This window comes from Pantoea sp. PNA 03-3, from assembly GCF_003201175.1.
In the GTDB taxonomy this organism is placed as follows: Bacteria; Pseudomonadota; Gammaproteobacteria; order Enterobacterales; family Enterobacteriaceae; genus Pantoea; species Pantoea stewartii.
The window spans coordinates 25,090-46,033 of sequence record NZ_QICO01000006.1; the positions used below are offsets into that span (position 1 = coordinate 25,090).

The following is a 20,944-nucleotide window of genomic DNA, read 5'->3' on the forward strand; positions in this document are numbered from 1 at the left end:
ATTTACTCCTGTCAGAAACCGGCGGCGCTGCCGTTGCTGCGCGGATCGCTTGCGCCTTCAAACATACCGTTGTTGTGACGAACAATGGCACCTGCATGGCCGACGGCCTCACTGTAGGCCGGCAGCGACTCCACGTCATGTCCTAACGCACGTAGCGCCTCCAGGGTGTCGGGCGCGAAGCGACTTTCCAGTTTGAGCGAGTCCGACAGCTGGCCCCAGGTCCGCCCCAGCAGCCAGCGAGGTGCGCTAACGGCCTGCTGCAGCGGCAGGCGCTGAATAACATGGCGGGTAAAAATGGCTGCCTGAGTTTGCGGCTGGCCATCGCCGCCCATGGAGCCGTATACCATGGTGCGACCATCCTTCAGGCGTGCGGCGGCAGGATTCAGCGTATGGAAGGGTTGTTTACCGGGCGCCAGCGCCAGCATATGGTCGGGATCGAGGCTAAAAGCCGCGCCCCGGTTTTGCCAGACAAGTCCGGTGCCGGGCACCACTACACCGCTGCCAAACTCATGATAAATACTTTGGATAAAGGAAACGGAAAGCCCGCTGCTGTCCATCACGCCCATCCAGACGGTATCGCCAGGCCCGCGACCGGTTCCCCAGGGCGCGGCGCGATCATCCTGAATCTGGCTGGCGAGGGTGGCGAGGGTTTCGCCGTCAAGCAGTGCCTGCAGATCCTCAACCACATGGCGGGGATCGGTAATATGCTGATCCCGAAGGGCAAACGCTTTTTTGGTGGCTTCGACGATACGGTGGATCGTTTGCACCTCATCTGCGTTCGCCATGTCCAGATGATCCGTGATGCCCAGTATGGCCAGCGACACCATACCTTGTGTCGGTGGCGTGATATTCCAGATATCGCCTTCGCTGTGGCGAATATGGAGCGGCGTGACGCGGCGAGCCCGTTGCTGCTGTAAATCCGCCAGGGTGATGGGAATGCCCAGATTGACCATTTCTTCCGCAAGGTGCTGTGCCAGCGTGCCGCGATAAAAACTGTCCAGACCTTCTTCGCTCAGCAGGCTCAATGTACGTGCTAAATCAGGCTGGGTGAAACGGCTGCCTTCCGCTGGCACATCGCCGTCCGGTAAAAACGTGGCGGCAAAGCCAGGCAGATGCTGTAGCTCGTCGCGCTTCGTCCGCGTCGCTGCGGCTTGTGAGGCGGTGACGGGAATGCCATCGGCAGCATAGCGAACAGCATCGCGGAGTAAGCGCGGTAAAGGCAGGGTGGTTCCCCCCAGTTCTGCGGACAGGTCCAGTGCCGCCTGCCAGCCGCTCACCGTGCCCGCCACCGTCAGGGCCGCTTTAGGTCCACGATGAGGGATATGGGTTTCCCCCTTATAGAAGTCAAAATTCGCCAGCGAACCCGCTCTGCCACTGCCATCAATGCCAACCGGATCGCCTTTGCCTGGCATGATCAGCCAGAATCCGTCACCGCCCAGCCCATTCATGTGCGGATAGACTACCGCAATCGTCGCCGCGGCGGCCACCATGGCCTCAATCGCGTTCCCCCCTTCCCGCAGTACCGCCAGCGCACTTTCACTGGCCAGATGATGCGGCGTCACGGCCATGCCTAACGGGGCCAAATTGCTCTGAATCATGCTCTTCTCATTCTGTTTTTCAGGGTACAAAGCAAAAGGTTAAGCAAGAGCCGTTCCAGTTTTTAAGAAGACAACGTCTCTGGACAGGTTTATCTGGCCCAAATTATGCTAGCTTCTGTGGCAATCCCGCGATTGAAACAAAAGTTACAGGACCTGAATGAAACAGCTTGATGAGCGACTCAGAACGCATTACCCCCAGCTTTCGCCGCAGGAGCAGCGTATAGCCGACTTTATTTTTGACCACTTTGATGACCTGATTAGCTATAACAGTGCCGAGCTGGCACGCCTGAGCGGTGTCTCAAAAGCCACGGTGAGCCGACTGTTTAAGCGCCTGGGCTATGACAAATATAAAGACATGCGCGATGAGCTCCGTACCCTGCGCCAGAGCGGTATGCCGTTAACGGATAACCGGGATGCGGTACAGGGAAATACCCTGCTGTCGCGGCATTACAAGCAGGAAATGGCCAATCTGACACAATGGGTTAACAGCATTGATCCCCAGCAATTCGCCGATGTCATCGCCCAGCTGGCGCAGGCAAAACGTATCTATATTGTTGGCATGCGCAATGCCTATCCGGTGGCGCTGCATCTGCGTCAGCAGCTCATTCAGACGCGTGCTCAGGTGCATATTCTGCCCCAGCCGGGCCAGACGCTGGCAGAGGATTTGGTGGACATCACGCCGGAGGACATGGTGGTCGTGATTGCGTTTCGCCGCCGCACCCGCATTATTCAGCCGTTAATGCAGCAGCTGCAAAGCGCAAGGATTCCGGTACTGGCGCTGTGTGAGCCCCAGGCGCAGAGCGTGATTTCACTGGCGCGCTGGCAGTTTTGCGCCCCGCTGGACAGCGTCTCCGCCTTCGACAGCTACGCCTCGGCCATGAGCCTGGTGAACCTGCTCGCCAACGCCCTGCTGCATGAATTACTGGCGCTGGGGCGGCCGCGTATTCATCAGATTGCCGATCTTTATCAGCACCTTGATGAGCTGGAGCACCGTTAGCAGGCACCATTTTGGTGCTTTGCCCCTTTTTGGACCGTCTCCCGGGGTGACTCAGGAATCGCATCACGCTTAGTAAAAGCCGCCATTTCAGCGTTAATCCGCATTTATCCCCCACCCGTTGCGTTGGCACATTAGTTGCAGAATGCCAATCATAAGAATCTTTTGTTTCACATAATCTCACCGGGGTGCATAATGAAAAAAGTATTAATGGCCGTTGTCGCGGCAGCCGTACTGATGGCACAGGCAGGCAGCGTGCTGGCGGATCAACTGCAGGACATCCAGAAACGCGGCGTGCTGCGGGTGGCAGTGCCACAGGATTTCCCACCGTTTGGCTCCGTGGGGACCGATCTGCAACCGCAGGGCTATGACATCGACATGGCAAAGTATCTGGCCAAACAGATGAAACTTAAGTTGCAACTGGTGCCGGTCAGCAGTGCCAACCGTGTGCCTTATCTGCAGACGGACAAGGTGGATCTGGTGATCTCCAGCATGGGGAAAAATCCTGAGCGTGAAAAGGTGATTGATTTCAGCCGGGCTTACGCGCCGTTCTTTCTGGGCGTTTTTGGACCTAAAGGCGATCATCTGAAAGATCCCGCGGCGCTGAGCGGCAAGTCGGTGGGTGTCACCCGTGGTGCGGTGGAAGATATGGTGCTGAGCGAGGTGGCGCCGAAAGACGCGCAGGTGAAACGTTATGAAGATAACAACACCACGTTATCAGCCTACCTCTCCGGACAGGTGCAGTATGTCGCTACCGGCAACCTGGTCGTCGCAGCCATTACGCGTCAGAACCCGGCTAAAGCCCCTGTTGCGCAGTTCATGCTGAAAGACTCGCCGTGCTATATCGGACTGAAAAAAGACGAGCCGGCACTGAAAGAGAAAGTGAATGCGCTGATCGACCAGGGCATTAAAGACGGCACGCTGAACAAAATGTCCGAAGAGTGGCTGAAAGCGCCGCTGCCAGCCAACCTGGGCGCATAAGGACGGGGCAATGACCGGGCAACTTAATTTCCCTGCATTGTTGCCGTACTGGCCGGAGTTGCTCTCCGGCCTGTGGGTAACGATCCAGTTAACGGTGCTGGCGACGGTCGGCGGCGTCAGTATCGGCATTATCGGCGCGGCGCTGCGCAGCGGTAAACCCAGTTGGTTAAGCCGCCTGTGGGGCATCTATGTCGAACTGATTCGTAATACGCCGTTTGTGGTGCAGCTGTTCTTTATTGTGTTCGGTTTACCCAACCTGGGGCTGAAACTCACCGCAGGGGAAGCCGCACTGCTGGCGATGCTGGTTAACCTGGGTGCCTATAGCACGGAAATTATCCGGGCGGGCATTCAGGTCACGCCAAAAGGGCAGTGGGAAGCCGGTCGGGTGCTGGGATTAACGCGCAGCCAGACCTTTCTGCGCGTGGTGTTGCCACCGTCGCTGCAACGGATTTATCCGGCGCTGGTGAGTCAGTGCATCATTGTGATGCTGGGATCGTCGGTCGTCTCGCAGGTCTCCTACGAGGAGCTGACCTTTGCCGCCAACCTGATTCAGTCACGTACGTTTTTGAGTTTCGAAGTCTACTCGGTGACCACGTTGATCTACCTGGCGTTGTCGATAGTAATGCGTCAGCTGCTGCTGGCGATTGGCCGCAAGTGGCTGGGGGTGCAGGCATGATGACAACCTTTACCGACTGGGACATCGTGCGCAACCTGCTGCTGGCCGCGCGCTGGACGATTGCCCTGTCGCTGGTGGCCTTTTTAGGCGGTACGCTCGTGACGTTACCTCTGCTGTTTTTACGTCTGTTAAAGCGTAAATGGCTGACGCGAATCATTCGCGCGTACACCGAGCTGTTCCAGGGCACACCGCTGCTGATGCAGCTGTTTCTGGCTTTCTTTGGCGTCGGGCTGTTTGGCATCGACGTTGCGCCCTGGACCGCTGCGTCGCTGGCGCTGACCTTTTATACCAGTGCCTATTTGCTGGATATCTGGCACGGCAGTATTCAGGCGCTGCCAAAAGGGCAGTGGGAAGCGTCACGCTGCCTCGGCCTGAACTTTGGTCAGACGCTCACGCGGGTGATTGCGCCTCAGGCGATCCGCATTGCGATTGCCCCGACAGTGGGGTTTGCTGTGCAGGTGATTAAAGGCACCGCGCTGGCCTCCATTATCGGATTTGTCGAGCTGACCAAAGCCGGCACCATTTTGAATAACGTGACCTACCAGCCGTTTAAAGTCTTTGGGCTGGTGGCACTGGGCTACTTCCTGATGTGTTATCCGCTGTCGCGTTACAGCCAGTATCTGGAGAAAAAATTCAATGCCGCTCATCACCATTAATCAGGTCCAGAAGTATTACGGCACCAACCATGTTTTGAAAGGCGTGGATCTGGATATCGATATGGGAGAAGTGATCTCGATTATCGGTCGCAGCGGTTCCGGCAAAAGTACACTGCTGCGCTGCATGAACGGGCTGGAAGGCTATCAGGATGGCAGCATTAAACTCGGCGGCATGACCATCACCGACCGCGACTCACAGGCGCGCGAAATCAGCCGCTCCGTAGGGATGGTATTTCAGAACTTCAACCTGTTCCCACATATGACGGCGCTGGAAAACGTCATGCTGGCACCGCGTCGGGTTCTGAAAAAAAGTCAGGCCGAGTGCCGCGAACTGGCAGCCCGTATGCTGGAAAAAGTGGGGCTGGGCGAGCGGCTGGATTATTACCCGTCCAGCCTGTCAGGCGGACAGCAACAGCGCGTAGCCATTGCCCGCGCACTGGCCATGGAACCCCGGGTATTATTGTGTGATGAGATCACCTCAGCCCTGGACCCGGAGCTGGTCGGCGAAGTGCTGAAAGTGCTGGAGCAACTTGCCGCCGAAGGCATGACGTTAATTCTCGTCACCCATGAAATGAACTTCGCCCGCGATGTGGGCGATCGTGTGGTCTTTATGCATCAGGGGCGCGTCTGGGAACAGGGGGACAGCAAAACACTGTTTGCCCATCCGCAGACGGCGGAGCTAAAGCAGTTTATTTCCTCTGTGCGTCTGTGAGTGCTTAACAAGGAATTCACTATGGATATCTCTCAATTTTCGCAAATTAATCCGCCTCAGCGCCTGTTAATGGGCCCCGGTCCGATCAACGCCGATCCGCGTGTGCTGCGCGCGATGTCGAGCCAGTTGCTCGGACAATATGATCCGGCGATGACCCATTACATGAATGAAGTGATGGCGCTCTATCGCGGCGTGTTCCGCACCGAAAACCGCTGGACGCTGCTGATCGACGGTACCTCACGCGCCGGTATTGAAGCGATCCTGCTGTCGGCGATTCGCCCCGGCGATAAGGTGCTGGTGCCGGTCTATGGCCGTTTTGGTCATCTGCTGTGTGAAATTGCCCGTCGCTGCCGGGCCGATGTGCACACCATTGCGGTGCCGTGGGGAGAGGTGTTTACGCCCGATCAGATCGAAGATGCGATTAAAAAAGTAAAACCGCGTTTGCTGTTGACCGTACAGGGCGATACCTCAACCACTATGCTGCAGCCGCTGGCGGAGCTGGGGGCGATCTGCAAAAAATATGGTGTGCTGTTTTACACCGATGCCACGGCGTCGCTGGCGGGCAATGCGCTGGAAACCGATGCATGGGGCCTGGACGCGGTGTCCGCCGGCATGCAGAAATGCCTGGGTGGTCCGTCAGGAACTTCGCCGATCACGCTGAGCGATGAGATGGCAGCGGTGATCCGCCAGCGTAAATGCGTAGAGCAGGGGATCCGCACGGATGCGCACCAGGATGGCGATGACGAGATGATCTACTCCAACTATTTCGATCTCGGGATGATCATGGATTACTGGGGCCCGGAACGCCTCAATCATCACACTGAAGCGACCAGCGCCCTGTTCGGCGCGCGTGAATGCGCGCGTCTGATTCTGCAGGAAGGGCTGGATAACGGGATTGCGCGCCACAAGCTGCACGGCGAAGCGATGTTAAAAGGCATTCAGGGAATGGGGCTGGAAACCTTTGGCGATCTCAGCAACAAAATGAGTAACGTGCTGGGCGTAGTGATCCCTCAGGGCGTCAATGGCGATGAGGTCCGTAAGCTGATGCTGGAAGATTTCGGCATTGAAATCGGCACGTCGTTTGGTCCGCTGCACGGCAAAGTCTGGCGCATCGGCACGATGGGTTACAACGCGCGCAAAGACTGCGTGATGCAAACCCTGGCCGCGCTGGAAATGGTGTTGTCGCATGTCGGTTACCGTACGCCACAGGGCGCGGGCTCGCAGGCGGCATGGAACCACTACGGGAGCCATGCATGATGATGAATGCCAGCGAGGCTCAGGTTGCCGCCCGGCGCGTGATGGCGCGCTGTGATGCGCTGGCTGAGATCAGTGAAAGCGAACAAGGGCTGACACGGGTTTATCTGTCGCCGGAACACCTGCGTGCCAACGCGCGCGTCGGTGAGTGGATGCAGGCCGCCGGTATGACGGTCTGGCAGGATGAAGTCGGCAATATCTGCGGCCGCTACGACGCCGCCCAGCCTGGCGCACCTGCGCTGCTGCTGGGCTCGCATCTGGACACGGTTCGTAATGCGGGCCGCTATGACGGCATGCTGGGCGTGCTGAGCGCGATTGAAACCGTGCAGTGGCTCCACGATCGCCAGCGTCGCCTGCCCCTGGCCATTGAAATCATCGGCTTTGGTGATGAAGAAGGCACGCGTTTTGGCATTACCCTGCTGGGCAGTCGCGGCATTACCGGCACCTGGCCTGACAGCTGGCCGACCCATCCTGACGGCAATGGCATTACGGTGGCACAGGCGATGCAGGATGTCGGCCTGGACGCCAGCCAGATCTCACGTGCCGCGCGTAACGTCAGCGACATCGTGGCCTATCTTGAACTGCACATAGAGCAGGGGCCTTGCCTGGAGCAGGAAGATCTCGCGTTGGGTGTGGTTACCGCGATCAACGGTGCCCGTCGCCTCAATTGCTGTTTCACCGGTGAGGCCGGTCATGCCGGAACCGTACCCATGGCGCATCGTAAAGACGCGCTGGCCGCTGCCGCAGAGTGGATGGTATTCATCGAGCATACCACGCGCGAGCAGACTTCACCGCTGGTCGCCACGGTGGGCACGCTGAACTGCGCGCCGGGCGCGGTGAACGTCATTCCGGGGGAGGTGCATCTGTCGCTGGATGTGCGTGGACCCGAGGACGCGCCACTTGAATCGTTGCTGTCCTCGTTGCTGACCCAGGCGGAAGCCATTGCACTACGTCGCGGTTTAACCTTTAGCGCGCAGGAGTATTACCGTATCGCGGCAACGGCCTGCGATGCCGGATTGCAACAGGCGCTGAGCCACGCGGTAGAAACCGTTCAGGGACGCTGCCTGGCGCTGCCCAGCGGGGCGGGTCATGATGCTATTGCCATTGCAGAGCGCTGGCCGGTGGGGATGCTGTTCGTGCGTAACCACCGCGGCATCAGCCACCATCCGGCAGAATCGGTGAATGAAGCCGATGTCGCGCCAGCGGTTCAGGCCTATTTGCAGACGATTTGCCACCTTGCGGAGCAGCATTAATATGGATCTGGATACCTTTAACCAGTTACCGGAAGCCGCTGCACAGCTTGCCCTGTCCCACTGCGTTGCGCTGCCGCACTGGCAGCTGGCGCTGGTGGCGGCCCGCCCGTTTCACAGCCTTGATGCCCTGCTGGCTGAAGCACAACGGCTGACACAGGACTGGCAGGAGGACGATCTGAATCAGGCGCTCTCCGCTCATCCACGTATCGGGGAAAAGGCGCAGGGCAACGAGAAGGAAAAACAGTTGTCGCGTAGCGAACAGGCGGCCATGCAACACGCAGACGACGCGTTACATCAGGCCATGGTGCGGGGCAATCAGGCATATGAGGCGCGCTTTAACCGGGTATTTTTGATTCGGGCCAAAGGACGCAGCGCACAGACGCTGCTTGATGAACTCACGCGGCGGCTGGACAACAGCCCGGAAACCGAGCAACAGGAAGCCCTGGCACAGTTGCGGGAAATCACCCTGCTGCGCTTAAAGGAGAGTTTTTCATGAGCACCATCAGCACTCACATCCTGGATACGGCGCTGGGAAAACCCGCGCCGGGCGTTGCCATGTTGCTGGAACAGCACACGGCACAAGGCTGGACTCCCTGTGCACAAGGCGTCACAGATAACGATGGTCGTCTGAAGGATCTGACGCCTGAGCCACTTGCGCCGGGGCAGTACCGCCTCACGGCAGATATTGGCGCCTACTTTCGCGCGGACGGACGGGAAACCTTATACGTCAGCGCACAAATTGATTTTGTCCTTACGGAAAGCGGCAGCCATTACCACTTGCCCTTTTTGATATCCCCCTGGAGCTGGTCCACCTATCGCGGCAGCTGACGGGTCCATCGGGCGCAGCTTTTTTTTCGCTGCGCTTGAAAGCTAATGGCTATCAATACCTTCGGCCCATCCGACTATATTCCTGCTAACGCCAGGGTTATCTTAGCGATGACAATGTGAAGGCAACGGAGCCGATAATGAGCACGCCAAAAGATAATGATGTAGCCGCTTCAGGTAAATGTCCCTTTCATCACGGTAAATCGGAAGAAGAAAGCGTTCTGGCTCGTGGAGCCGGTAGTGGTACCAGCAATCGCGACTGGTGGCCAAATATGCTGCGCGTGGATCTGCTGAACCAGCACTCCAACCGCTCTAATCCCCTCGGCGAGAACTTCAACTACCGCGAAGAGTTCAGCAAACTGGACTATTCCGCACTGAAAGCCGATATCCGGGCGTTGCTCACCGACTCCCAGTCATGGTGGCCTGCCGACTGGGGCAGCTACATTGGTCTGTTCATCCGCATGGCGTGGCACAGTGCCGGCACATACCGCACTATCGATGGCCGTGGCGGCTCCGGTCGTGGTCAGCAGCGTTTCGCGCCGCTGAACTCCTGGCCTGACAACGTCAGCCTGGACAAAGCCCGTCGCCTGCTGTGGCCGGTCAAACAGAAATACGGCCAGAAAATTTCCTGGGCCGACCTCTATATTCTCGCGGGTAACGTTTCGCTGGAAAACTCAGGTTTCCGTACCTTTGGTTTTGGTGCCGGTCGTGAAGACGTCTGGGAACCGGATATGGACGTGGACTGGGGTAACGAAACCGAGTGGCTGGCCCACCGTCATCCCGAAAGTCTGGCTAACGCCCCGCTGGGCGCAACCGAAATGGGGCTGATCTACGTGAACCCAGAGGGGCCTGAAGCCAGCGGCGATCCGGCATCTGCCGCGCCAGCGATTCGCGCCACCTTTGGCAACATGGGCATGAACGATGAAGAGATCGTCGCGTTGATCGCAGGCGGGCATACGCTGGGTAAAACCCACGGTGCGGCGGCGGCCAGCCATGTTGGCGTCGATCCGGAAGCGTCACCCATCGAAGCTCAGGGCTTTGGCTGGAACAACAGCTACGGCAGCGGTGTCGGTGCCGATGCGATTACGTCGGGTCTGGAAGTCGTCTGGACGCAGACGCCAACTCAGTGGAGTAACTACTTCTTTGAGAACCTGTTTAAATATGAGTGGGTGAAAACCCATAGCCCGGCAGGGGCCATTCAGTATGAAGCCGTTAACGCAGAAGCCATTATTCCGGACCCGTTCGATCCTGAGAAAAAGCGTAAACCCACCATGCTGGTTACGGACCTGACGCTGCGTTTTGATCCGGAGTTCGAGAAAATCTCTCGCCGTTTCCTTAACGATCCGCAGGCCTTTAACGAAGCCTTCGCCCGCGCCTGGTTTAAACTGACGCACCGCGATATGGGGCCAAAAGCACGTTACATCGGGCCAGAAGTGCCGAAAGAAGATTTACTGTGGCAGGATCCGTTACCGCAGCCGACTCATCAGCCCACGCCAGCGGATATCAGTGAGCTGAAGGCGAAAATCGCGGCGTCAGGTCTGAGCGTGAGCCAGCTGGTTTCAGCGGCCTGGGCGTCGGCATCAACCTTCCGGGGTGGCGACAAACGTGGCGGAGCGAACGGTGCCCGTCTGGCCCTGGCACCGCAGAATAGCTGGGCTGTGAACGCCAGCGTGATTAACGACGTGTTACCGAAACTGCAGCAGATTCAGCAGGAATCCGGCAAGGCCTCGCTGGCTGACGTCATCGTCCTTGCGGGCAGCGTCGGTATCGAAATGGCCGCCGCCGCTGCGGGCGTGGCCGCGCAGGTCCCCTTTACGCCAGGTCGTGTGGATGCTCGTCAGGATCAAACCGATGTCGAATCCTTTAACGTGCTTCAGCCGCTGGCGGACGGGTTCCGTAACTACCGTCGCGTGAAAGGCGGCTCGTCAACCGAAACCCTGCTGCTGGACAAAGCACAGCAGCTGACGCTGAGCGCGCCGGAACTGACGGTGTTACTGGGTGGTCTGCGTGTGCTGGGGACCAACTTTGACGGCAGCCATCATGGCGTCTTTACTGACCGCGTCGGCGTCCTGAGTAACGACTTCTTCGTAAACTTGCTGGATATGCGCACCGCCTGGCGTGCGACCGACAGCAGTGAAGAGATCTTTGAAGGCCGTGACCGTCAGAGTGGCGAAGTCAGGTTCAGCGCCACGCGTGCCGATCTGGTGTTCGGTTCCAACGCCATCCTGCGCGCCCTGGCGGAAGTCTATGCCAGCAGCGATGCGAAACAGAAGTTTGTTACTGACTTCGTGGCGGCCTGGACAAAAGTAATGAATCTGGACCGTTTCGACCTGCAATAACTGACTGAAGCGCCCCGGCCTGGCCGGGGCGCTTTTATTCTGCCAGCGTAAAGCCATCCGCATCCCGCCACGCCGGAAACCGCTCGCGATAAGCCTGCAGATCGGCAAGCGACAGCGACGTCTCAACCTTACCTGCCGTAAAGGGCTCACCTGCAGCCAGCACCTCGCCTTGCGGTGAAATAATTCGGCTGTCCCCACTGTACTGATGTTGGTTGCCATCGCTGCCCACGCGATTGCAGCCCGCGACAAACGCCTGATTCTCAATCGCCCGGGCCAGCAGTAGCGCCTGCCAGTGCAGCGCGCGCGCCGCAGGCCAGTTGGCCACATACAACGCCAGATCGTAGTCATTTTGGTTGCGCGAAAAGACCGGAAAGCGCAGGTCGTAACAGATTTGCGGCAAAATGCGCCAGCCGCGCCACTGAATCACCGTGCGCGCCGTGCCCGCGACGTAATGCTGCTGCTCATCCGCCATGCGAAACAGGTGTCGCTTGTCATAGTGATGCAGCGTGCCATTCGGCTCAACCAGCAAAAAACGGTTCACGGCACCCGCTGGCGTTTGTATCGCGGCACTGCCGCCCACCAGCGCATTCGTGCGCTTCGCATGACGGTGTAGCCATGTCACGACCTGCTGTTGCGGCAGGGCCTGCTGTGCAGCCTCCATCGCAAAACCGGTGGTGAACATCTCCGGCAGAATAATCACATCCCGGTCTGTCATGTCAGCCAGCAGATTATCGAAATGGCGCAGGTTAGCCTCGCCATCCATCCACGTCAGCGGCGCTTGCAACAACGTAATGGCTAAAGACGACATAAACGCTCCGCTGCGGCGTCGAGCGTCGCTTCCTGTTTTGCAAAGCACAGCCGGATCAGTTTGTGTGGGAAAGGCGCTTCACAGAAGACCGACAGCGGGATCGCGGCCACGCCCACTTCGCGCGTCAGCCACTGGCAAAACTGTACGTCATCCAGCGCCGATATAGCGCTGTAGTCCGCCAGCAGGAAGTAGGTGCCTTCGCACGGTAAAATGCGGAAACGGCTACGGCTCAGTGCCTGTATCAGCCGGTCACGGCGCGCGCGATAGAAGTCGGGCAGCTCACGATAATGTTCAGGATGCTGGCGCAGCATATCGGCAATCGCCAGCTGAGCGGGTGTGTTGACGGAAAAAGTGAGGTACTGATGGATTTTGCGGATTTCTGCGCTGATCGCCGCGGGGGCGACGCAGTAACCCACTTTCCAGCCGGTCATGTGAAAGGTTTTGCCAAACGAGGAAACCGCCACTGCACGTTGACGCAGTTCGGGGTGCGCCAGCACGCTGGCATGACCGTCCTGGGCAAAACAGATGTGCTCATAAACCTCATCGCTCAGCACATAAATTTCCCGGTCAGCAATCGCCTGCCATAAGGCCGCATAGTCCGCCTGATGCCAGACGCTGGCCGAGGGATTATGTGGCGTATTTAAGATAACCAGTCGGGTTTTATCGCTTAACAGCGCGGAGAACGCCGGCCAGTCAACTGCAAACGTGGGCGGCTGCAGGGTGAGGCGTTTCAGTACGCCGCCCGCCAGTTGCACCGCGGGCGCATAGCTGTCGTAACTGGGATCGAAGCAGATCACCTCGTCACCCGGGCGAACCAGGGCAGTGATCGCGGCATACAGCGCTTCGGTTGCGCCTGCGGTCACGGTGATATCGCTGTTCACATCGGGACGATAGTCGTACAACGCAGCGGTCTTTTCGGCAATGGCTTCGCGTAACGGTTGTGCGCCGGTCATGGGGGCATACTGATTGGCACCCTGACTGACATGATAAGCCAGCCTGTCCTGCAGGTAGCGCGGACCATCAAAATCCGGAAAACCCTGGGAAAGATTGATGGCGTTATGCTGCTGTGCCAGCGCGCTCATCTGCGTGAATATCGTGGTGCCGAGGGCGGGTAACTTGCTCTCAGGCGTGAGGATGGATTGCGTCATGATTAGGTTGCCTTACGCGCAAAAACGGTTACGGAGAAACGCTGAGTTGCTGCCACTATAAACAGGATGCTAGTATTTGGCAATCAAGACGCTTAGACGGCTAAAAGGAAGAGTAATGTCCGATTCTCATGCTTTAGATCAGCTGGTTGCCGCCTGTCACTGGATAGGTGCGAAGGGCTGGGCGCCCGCCACCGGCGGCAATATGTCGGTGCGCCAGGATGCGCATTTCTGCCTGCTCAGCGAGTCGGGCAAAGATAAAGGCAGCCTGACGCGTGATGACTTTATTCAGGTCGACATTGCCACCAGCCAGGCACCCTCGGGTCGCAGGCCTTCTGCCGAGACCGCACTGCACACGCTGATCTACCGCCTGTTTCCGGAGGCGGGCGCAGTACTGCATACGCACACGGTCAATTCCACCGTGCTGTCGCGCGTAGAGCAGGGCGCGGCGCTACTGCTGTACGGCTATGAGATGCAAAAGTCGCTGAGCGGTCAGTCCACGCATGAGGATACCGTGGCGATTCCGGTGTTTGATAACCGCCAGGATGTTGCCGCGCTGGCGTCAGAAATTGAAGATTATGCAGCCCGTTTTCCGCTGCGTTACGGCTTTCTGCTGCGTGGCCATGGCCTGACCTGCTGGGGCAACGATGTGGCAGAAGCGCGCCGCCATCTGGAAGGGCTGGAGTTTTTATTTGAATGCGAACGTCAACGTCGCTTGCTGGAGAAGGCATGATTAAGGCCATTGTTACCGATATTGAAGGCACCACCAGCGATATCCGTTTTGTACATAACGTCCTGTTTCCCTATGCCCGTGCCCATCTGGCCGACTATGTGCGCCAGCATCAGGCGCAGCCCGCCGTTCAGGACGCGCTCAATGCCGTGCGTACGGAAGCCGGACAGCCCGATGCCGACGTCGACAGCGTGATCGCCATCCTGTTTTCTTATATGGATGAGGACCGCAAATCGACCGGCCTGAAAGCGCTGCAGGGGATGATTTGGCGCGAGGGCTATCTGAGCGGGCGTTTTACAGGGCACCTTTATCCGGATGTCCTGCCTGCGCTCACGGCCTGGCACGCGCAAGGCATTAAACTTTATATATATTCCTCTGGCTCGGTCGCCGCGCAGAAATTGTTATTTGGCTACAGCGACGAAGGTGATATTACTGGTTTGTTTAGCGGTTACTTTGATACCCACGTGGGCGCCAAGCGCGAGGTAACGTCGTATCAAAACATCGCGGCGCAAACGGGCTTGCCGGCCGGACAATTGCTGTTCCTCTCTGATATTCATCAGGAGCTGGACGCCGCCAGACAGGCTGGCTGGCACACGTTGCAGCTGATTCGTGACGCGGCGGATGATGACAGCCATCATCGTCAGGTCGCTGATTTTTCCCAGATTAACCCGGAGTCGATTTGAAATGAGTGCACTGACCATTTTTAGCGATAGCGATCCGAGCCAGCCGTTGTGGCACAGCACCGATCCCGAGGCGATCCGTGAGCGTCTGAACGCCAAAGACGTTCGCTTCGAGCGCTGGCAGGCAGACCGCGATCTGGGCGAGAATCCCGATGCGGAAACGGTGATCAACGCCTATCAGCACGCCATTGACCGCCTGGTCGCCGAAAAAGGCTATCAGAGCTGGGACGTCATCAGTATGCGGGCAGACAATCCGCAAAAAGACGTGCTGCGCCAGAAATTCCTCTCAGAACATACGCACGGTGAAGACGAAGTGCGGTTCTTTGTCGAAGGCGCCGGGCTGTTCTGCCTGCATCTGGACGGTGAAATCCTGCAGATCCTGTGCGAAAAGAACGATCTGATTTCGGTGCCCGCAGGCACGCCGCACTGGTTTGATATGGGCTCATCCCCGCATTTCACGGCGATTCGTATTTTTGATAATCAGGAAGGCTGGATCGCCAACTTCACAGGCGACAGGATCGCCGATGCCTACCCGCGCCTGGCGTAGTCATGACGGTGCGTTCTGCGGGCGGCTGACTCAGCCGCCCGTTTTGTTTACTGTGGCTGAAAAACGCCAGCAGCCACCTGCGCCGGTGTGATCACGCCGGTATCCAGTACCCAACCACTGATGAGCGCCGCAGGCGTGACATCAAAGGCCGGATTAGAAACCTGCGCATCCGCGGGCGCCCACTGCACGCTGCCGAAGCTTCCCGACACACCGGTAACTTCACTGGCGGCACGCTGCTCAATCGGGATGGCATCCCCCGTCGGGCATTGACGATCCAGCGTGGTATGCGGCGCGGCAACATAAAACGGAATACCATGATAGTGCGCCAGTACCGCCAGGCTGTAGGTGCCGATTTTATTCGCCACGTCACCATTGGCGGCAATGCGATCCGCGCCGACCCAGACAGCATCAACCTTGCCCGCCGCCATCAGGCTGGCGGCCATCGAATCCGTGATCAACTGGTAAGGCACACCCAGCTCGCCCAGTTCCCAGGCGGTTAAGCGTCCTCCCTGCAACAGCGGGCGCGTTTCATCAACCCAGACATTGTGAACGTGGCCTTGTTGATGCGCACGCGCGATAACGCCCAGTGCCGTACCCACACCCGCAGTCGCCAGACCGCCGGTGTTGCAGTGGGTTAACAACTGACTGCCGGGTTTGACCAGCGCACTGCCGGCATCGGCGATGCGATCGCACAGCTGTTTATCCTCATGCACCAGACGCAACGCTTCTTCCGCCAGGCTCGTTGCCATTTCTGGCTGCGCCAGCGCCTGTTTCATACGATCAAGGTTATTCATCAGGTTTACGGCAGTAGGGCGGGCGGCCCGCAGGGTGTCCAGCGATTGCGCCAGTTGCTCGCGTGATTCCCCCTGTTCTGCCAGCAGGGCCAGCAGCAGTGATGCAGATAAACCAATTAACGGCGCGCCGCGCACCCGCAGGGCATGAATATGGTCAACCAACTGCGCCACAGTATGGGCGGGCAGCCAGTTCTTTTGCTGAGGCAGGGCCTGCTGATCCAGTATCCAGAGCTGGTTGTTGCGAACCTGTAAGCTTGTGGTTTGGAATGTCTGCATTGTCGGTGAAATCCATGTTGCGTTAATGACGGATATTGTGCCAACATGCGTAACGGATGTATAGACGTCTGAACGGCTTGTTACGAAAGATTAATCAGCTCCGGCGCACACCGGCGTTTGTTGATGAGGAAAGGTCAATGTCGCAATACCGTACGTTCAACGCTGCTGATGCGGTTGAATATGCCAAACAGTTTGGTGGGCTGGAAGATCCCTCGGTTTTACGCAGTGCGGAAGAGATTGGTGATGGTAACCTCAACCTGGTGTTCAAAATTTACGACGACCAGGGCAACAGCCGCATTGTGGTCAAGCAGGCGTTGCCCTATGTGCGCTGTGTGGGCGAATCCTGGCCGTTAACTCTTGATCGTGCGCGTATTGAAGCGCAGACGCTGGTCGAGCATTACAAATATTGCCCGCAGCACACGGTCAACGTCACGCATTACGATGCAGACCTGGCGGTGATGATCATGGAAGATCTGTCCAGTCACCGTATCTGGCGCAGTGAGCTGGTGAAGGGCGCTTACTATCCGGAGGCGCCGCGTCAGCTTGGCGAATATCTGGCCCAGACGTTGTTCCATACCTCAGACTTCATTCTGCATCCGCATGTGAAAAAAGCCGAAGTGGCGCGCTTTATCAATCCCGAACTGTGTGAAATCACAGAAGATCTTTTTTTCAACGATCCCTATACCGACCATGTGCGTAACAGCTACCCCGAGGCGCTGGAACCCCTGGTGGCATCGCTTCGTACCGATGAGGCGCTGCGCATTGCTGTCGCCGGGCTGAAGCACCGTTTCTTCAGTCATGCAGAAGCCTTACTGCATGGCGATATCCACAGCGGCTCCATTTTTGTGGCTGACGGTAGCTTAAAAGCGATCGACGCAGAGTTTGGCTATTTTGGACCGATGGGATTTGATGTCGGTACGGCACTGGGCAATCTGCTGATTAACTACTGTGGCTTACCAGGCCTGCTGCCGCCCCGTGAAGCCGCGGATGCGCGCGAGCAGCGCCTGAGCGACGTACATGATGTCTGGCAGACCTTTGAAACGCGTTTTCTGGCGCTAGCGGAGAGCAAGACGCAGGATGTGGCCATGGCTTATCCCGGCTATGCGCAGGCGTTTCTGCGTAAAGTGTGGGCAGATACCATTGGCTATTGTGGCACCGAACTGATTCGCAGAACCGTTGGCATGTCGCATGTGGCGGACATGAAACTGATTCGGGATGAGGAGATGCGGACTGACTGCATTCGCAATGCGATTACCCTGGGCCGCACCCTGATTCTGGCGGCCGGGCACGTGGACGATGTGGATGCACTGATTGCCCGCATCCGCCAGGCGGGATAAAAAAGGCCGACGTGATGTCGGCCTGATGGGTTATGCCGCCTCGCTGGGGCGCGCGGGCTTAGTCACATCCTGTCTGACCGGCACGGCCAGCGCATCGGCCTCAAACTCGTCCACGTTGATTGAACGCAGACGGCTCTCTTCGGCACGCTTCAGCACCTCTGCCTCTTTCTGATCGATCCAGCCCTGTTCCAGCGCCTGTTTAGCCAGCGCATCCAGGCGCGTAAACGAGAGGTGTTTTTTCTGCTGTTTGCACAGGCGATCGTGAATCACCTCAGCCGCCATCACATCCTGTAGCGCCTGCTCTAACTGGCCCGCCGGATTATGCTGGCTGGGAGCCAGATACTGACCACGACCTAAGCGCGTACGCGTCGCCGACGGCACCTGCAGCATTTTTGCCAGCTTGTGATCCAGGCGATCGGACGGTGCCGGGCAGTGCTGACCGCCGGCAAAGACCACCAGGCGCATGACGCCAGCGACCAGACGGTTCGGGAAGTTGCTCAGCAGATCGTCCATAGCTTTCTCGGCTTTGTGCAAGGCATCCTGCACGCCCCAGTGCACCAGCGGCAGATCGGCTTCATGACGGCCTTCATCCTCATAACGTTTCAGCGTCGCCGAGGCCAGATACAGCTGGCTCAGCACATCGCCCAGGCGGGCTGACATACGTTCGCGACGTTTCAGGCTGCCGCCTAACACCGCCATGGACACGTCCGACAGTAACGCCAGATTGGCACTGATACGGTTCAGGTGCTGATAATAGCGACGGGTGGCATCACGCGTTGGCGCGGCGCTGGTGCGTCCGCCCAGAAGGCCCAGCCACAGGCTGCGCATCGCATTGCTGCCAACGTGGCCAATATGGCTAAACAGCGCCTTATCAAAGCCCGCCACATCATTGCTGGCGGCGGCCGCCATTTCCTGCAACACATACGGATGGCAGCGGATAGCACCCTGGCCAAAGATGATCATACTGCGGGTCAGGATATTCGCGCCTTCCACGGTAATGGCGATAGGGGCACCCTGATAAGCCCGGGCCAGGAAGTTGCTGTCGCCCAGCATGATACCTTTACCCCCGGCAATATCCATTGCATCGATAATTGACTGTTGGGCGCGGTGGGTACAGTGATATTTCACAATCGCAGACAGCACCGCAGGTTTCTCGCCCTGCATAATGCCGGTGGTAATCAGCGTCGCGGCAGCGTCCATCACGTAGGCATTACCGGCAATGCGCGCCAGAGGTTCTTCAATCCCTTCCATTTTACCGATAGACAGTTTGAACTGACGGCGGATATGCGCATAGGCGCCTGTGGCCAGCGCTACGCTTTTCAGGCTGCCGGTTGAGTTAGACGGCAGGGTGATTCCACGGCCCACCGACAGACATTCCACCAGCATCCGCCAGCCCTGTCCGGCCATTTCCGGGCCACCGATAATGAAATCGATCGGCACGAAAATATCTTTACCGCGGGTTGGGCCATTCTGGAACGGTACGTTAAGCGGGAAATGGCGATGGCCGATTTCCACGCCCGGTGTGCTGGTGGGGATCAGGGCGCAGGTAATGCCCAGTTCGTCTTTGTCGCCCAGCAGATGGTCGGGATCGGAAAGTTTAAACGCCAGGCCCAGCACAGTGGCAATCGGGGCCAGCGTAATATAGCGCTTGTTCCAGGTAAGGCGCATGCCCAGCACCTGCTGGCCCTGCCACTCGCCCATGCACACAACGCCCGTATCCGGAATCGCACCCGCATCTGAACCGGCTTCCGGGCTCGTCAGGGCGAAACAGGGGATTTCATCGCCACGTGCCAGACGCGGCAGATAGTGGTCTTTCTGTTTTTCCGTTCCGTAATGTTGCAGCAGTTCGCCAGGGCCCAGTGAGTTAGGCACGCCCACGGTAATCGCCAGAATGCCTGAGACGCCGGCCAGTTTCTGCAACACGCGCGCCTGTGCATAGGCAGAGAACTCCAGGCCGCCGTACTCTTTCTTGATGATCATGGCAAAGAAGCGATGGGCTTTCAGATGCGCCCACAGTTCTGGCGGCATATCGGCCAGTTCATGGGTAATCTGGAAATCATTTGCCAGACGACAGGCTTCTTCTACCGGCCCGTCAAGAAACGCCTGTTCTTCCGGCGTCAGTCGCGGTTGCGGGTAGTTATGCAGTTTCTGCCAGTCGGGTTTGCCCTGAAACAGGTCGCCTTCCCACCAGGTAGTGCCCGCATCGATCGCCTCTTTTTCCGTACGAGACATTGGCGGCATCACCTGCTGAAAGCGGTGCAGCATTGGTTTGGAAAACAGGCTGCGGCGCAGGCTGGTGAGATTCAGCGGTAACAGGATAATCGCCAGCGGCACAAGCAGCCACGGCGTCCAGAGATGGACCACCGCCATTGCTGCGGTCCACAGCAACAGGATGACGCTGCTGAGCAGCAGCGAGATGCGGTGATAGAACAGTGCGCCAGTCAGCAGCACTGTCGCAAGAATCGAGACAACCATCATAATGAAGTGCTCCGTAAGTAGTAAGAGGTCTGACCTGTTATGATGAAGGTGTAATTCAGATGAGGGCATTTATCAATTTGTTTACATCGCAATTACAACCTGACTCACAAAATCAGCGAAAGCGCGAGCAACGCCCAGGCTGTGGTCGCGAAAAAGCGCGGCGCGAAAAGGATCCGGCGGCGTGATGCTATGCGTGCGTCAGCCATTCCGTTAAACTTGCTGCGATTACCCTCTCCTACAAAGGACAAGTCTATGTATCAGGACATTATTCGTTCAGAGCTCAACGAAGCTGCAGAAACGTTGAATAACTTTCTGAGTGACGACGCGAACATTCATACCATCCAGCGTGCTGCGGTGATGTTGGCGGACAGCTTCAAAGCGGGCGGCAAAGTGCTCTCCTGTGGCAACGGCGGATCACACTGTGATGCGATGCATTTTGCGGAGGAACTGACGGGCCGTTACCGTGAAAATCGTCCGGGCTACCCGGCGATTGCCATTTCAGACGTCAGCCACCTTTCCTGTGTGAGTAATGATTTTGGTTATGACCATGTCTTTTCCCGTTATGTAGAAGCGGTAGGGCGCCCGGGCGACGTGTTGCTGGGGATTTCAACCTCAGGTAACTCGGCTAATATCATCAAAGCCGTTGAAGCGGCGCGCGCCCAGGGGATGAAAGTGATCACGCTGACCGGTAAAGATGGCGGTAAAATGGCCGGCAGCGCGGACATTGAAATTCGTGTGCCCCATTTCGGTTATGCTGACCGTATTCAGGAGATCCACATCAAAGTGATTCATATCCTGATGCTGCTGATTGAAAAAGAGATGGTCAGGTAACAGCGTGTGTCGCCTCCTGACCGACAGGAG

20 protein-coding genes are annotated in these 20,944 nt (G+C 57.8%); 15 read left to right on the forward strand and 5 right to left on the reverse strand.

The window, feature by feature from the left end:
* Positions 1-11: 11 nt before the first annotated feature.
* Positions 12-1,598 carry a gamma-glutamyltransferase family protein gene (locus C7433_RS16340; RefSeq protein WP_006118024.1) on the reverse strand — a complete coding sequence of 529 codons (1,587 nt, stop codon included), beginning with the start codon at positions 1,596-1,598 and terminating at the stop codon, positions 12-14.
* Positions 1,599-1,755: 157 nt separating this feature from the next.
* On the opposite strand from C7433_RS16340, the gene hpxU reads away from it, so the two are divergent.
* The 10 genes from hpxU to katG all read left to right on the forward strand — a co-directional run bounded on the left by hpxU (position 1,756) and on the right by katG (position 11,288).
* The gene (gene hpxU / locus C7433_RS16345) at positions 1,756-2,595 is read left to right on the forward strand and encodes a MurR/RpiR family transcriptional regulator HpxU (protein WP_033738523.1); all 840 of its coding nucleotides are present in this window, start codon (positions 1,756-1,758) and stop codon (positions 2,593-2,595) included.
* 192 nt (positions 2,596-2,787) lie between these two features.
* The gene (locus tag C7433_RS16350; protein ID WP_006118026.1) at positions 2,788-3,573 is read left to right on the forward strand and encodes a transporter substrate-binding domain-containing protein; all 786 of its coding nucleotides are present in this window, start codon (positions 2,788-2,790) and stop codon (positions 3,571-3,573) included.
* A 10-nt stretch (positions 3,574-3,583) separates the two neighbouring features.
* Positions 3,584-4,249 (forward strand): amino acid ABC transporter permease, encoded by a 666-nt coding sequence (locus tag C7433_RS16355; protein WP_006118027.1) that lies wholly within the window; start codon positions 3,584-3,586, stop codon positions 4,247-4,249.
* The gene (locus tag C7433_RS16360; RefSeq protein ID WP_033738775.1) at positions 4,249-4,905 is read left to right on the forward strand and encodes an amino acid ABC transporter permease; all 657 of its coding nucleotides are present in this window, start codon (positions 4,249-4,251) and stop codon (positions 4,903-4,905) included. Before C7433_RS16355 ends, C7433_RS16360 begins: the two co-directional genes overlap by 1 nt.
* Positions 4,886-5,617: an amino acid ABC transporter ATP-binding protein gene (locus C7433_RS16365; protein ID WP_006118029.1), complete on the forward strand. Its 732-nt coding sequence runs from the start codon at positions 4,886-4,888 to the stop codon at positions 5,615-5,617. Before C7433_RS16360 ends, C7433_RS16365 begins: the two co-directional genes overlap by 20 nt.
* A 21-nt stretch (positions 5,618-5,638) precedes the next feature.
* The gene (locus tag C7433_RS16370; protein ID WP_006118030.1) at positions 5,639-6,874 is read left to right on the forward strand and encodes an alanine--glyoxylate aminotransferase family protein; all 1,236 of its coding nucleotides are present in this window, start codon (positions 5,639-5,641) and stop codon (positions 6,872-6,874) included.
* Positions 6,871-8,124 (forward strand): allantoate amidohydrolase, encoded by a 1,254-nt coding sequence (gene hpxK, locus C7433_RS16375; RefSeq protein WP_054688101.1) that lies wholly within the window; start codon positions 6,871-6,873, stop codon positions 8,122-8,124. The genes C7433_RS16370 and hpxK overlap by 4 nt, the downstream gene beginning before the upstream one ends.
* 1 nt (position 8,125) lies before the next feature.
* Positions 8,126-8,620 carry a 2-oxo-4-hydroxy-4-carboxy-5-ureidoimidazoline decarboxylase gene (uraD, locus tag C7433_RS16380; RefSeq protein ID WP_110268568.1) on the forward strand — a complete coding sequence of 165 codons (495 nt, stop codon included), beginning with the start codon at positions 8,126-8,128 and terminating at the stop codon, positions 8,618-8,620.
* On the forward strand, positions 8,617-8,952 hold the full coding sequence (gene uraH / locus C7433_RS16385) for a hydroxyisourate hydrolase (protein WP_006118033.1): 336 nt from the start codon (positions 8,617-8,619) through the stop codon (positions 8,950-8,952). The genes uraD and uraH overlap by 4 nt, the downstream gene beginning before the upstream one ends.
* A gap of 137 nt (positions 8,953-9,089) precedes the next feature.
* Positions 9,090-11,288 carry a catalase/peroxidase HPI gene (katG, locus tag C7433_RS16390; RefSeq protein ID WP_033738531.1) on the forward strand — a complete coding sequence of 733 codons (2,199 nt, stop codon included), beginning with the start codon at positions 9,090-9,092 and terminating at the stop codon, positions 11,286-11,288.
* Between the two features lie 34 nt (positions 11,289-11,322).
* Here the strand turns inward: katG and C7433_RS16395 are convergent, their stop codons facing one another.
* Together C7433_RS16395 and C7433_RS16400 are read right to left on the reverse strand one after the other, a co-directional pair.
* Entirely contained in the window at positions 11,323-12,096 is a 774-nt protein-coding gene (locus C7433_RS16395; RefSeq protein WP_033738533.1) for an amidohydrolase, read from the reverse strand.
* Positions 12,084-13,244: a pyridoxal phosphate-dependent aminotransferase gene (locus tag C7433_RS16400; RefSeq protein ID WP_054688098.1), complete on the reverse strand. Its 1,161-nt coding sequence runs from the start codon at positions 13,242-13,244 to the stop codon at positions 12,084-12,086. Before C7433_RS16400 ends, C7433_RS16395 begins: the two co-directional genes overlap by 13 nt.
* Positions 13,245-13,359: 115 nt before the next feature.
* Here C7433_RS16400 and C7433_RS16405 point away from each other — a divergent pair, with 115 nt between their 5' ends.
* The 3 genes from C7433_RS16405 to C7433_RS16415 are packed head-to-tail and all read left to right on the forward strand — an operon-like array spanning position 13,360 to position 15,198.
* Complete coding sequence (locus C7433_RS16405; RefSeq protein WP_006118037.1) at positions 13,360-13,974, forward strand: methylthioribulose 1-phosphate dehydratase; 615 nt, start codon at positions 13,360-13,362, stop codon at positions 13,972-13,974.
* On the forward strand, positions 13,971-14,654 hold the full coding sequence (gene mtnC / locus C7433_RS16410; RefSeq protein WP_006118038.1) for an acireductone synthase: 684 nt from the start codon (positions 13,971-13,973) through the stop codon (positions 14,652-14,654). Before C7433_RS16405 ends, mtnC begins: the two co-directional genes overlap by 4 nt.
* Position 14,655: 1 nt before the next feature.
* Complete coding sequence (locus tag C7433_RS16415; RefSeq protein ID WP_039338570.1) at positions 14,656-15,198, forward strand: acireductone dioxygenase; 543 nt, start codon at positions 14,656-14,658, stop codon at positions 15,196-15,198.
* A gap of 47 nt (positions 15,199-15,245) precedes the next feature.
* On the opposite strand, the gene mtnA is transcribed toward C7433_RS16415, so the two are convergent.
* Positions 15,246-16,268 (reverse strand): S-methyl-5-thioribose-1-phosphate isomerase, encoded by a 1,023-nt coding sequence (mtnA, locus tag C7433_RS16420; RefSeq protein ID WP_058702741.1) that lies wholly within the window; start codon positions 16,266-16,268, stop codon positions 15,246-15,248.
* 137 nt (positions 16,269-16,405) lie between these two features.
* On the opposite strand from mtnA, the gene mtnK reads away from it, so the two are divergent.
* Positions 16,406-17,605 carry an S-methyl-5-thioribose kinase gene (mtnK, locus tag C7433_RS16425; RefSeq protein WP_110268569.1) on the forward strand — a complete coding sequence of 400 codons (1,200 nt, stop codon included), beginning with the start codon at positions 16,406-16,408 and terminating at the stop codon, positions 17,603-17,605.
* A gap of 30 nt (positions 17,606-17,635) precedes the next feature.
* On the opposite strand, the gene fadE is transcribed toward mtnK, so the two are convergent.
* Positions 17,636-20,083 (reverse strand): acyl-CoA dehydrogenase FadE, encoded by a 2,448-nt coding sequence (fadE, locus tag C7433_RS16430; RefSeq protein WP_033738544.1) that lies wholly within the window; start codon positions 20,081-20,083, stop codon positions 17,636-17,638.
* Between the two features lie 252 nt (positions 20,084-20,335).
* Between fadE and lpcA the strand changes: the two genes are divergently transcribed.
* A complete protein-coding gene (gene lpcA / locus C7433_RS16435; protein ID WP_039338565.1) occupies positions 20,336-20,914 on the forward strand; it encodes a D-sedoheptulose 7-phosphate isomerase in 579 nt (192 codons plus the stop codon).
* The last annotated feature ends 30 nt before the right edge of the window (positions 20,915-20,944 follow it).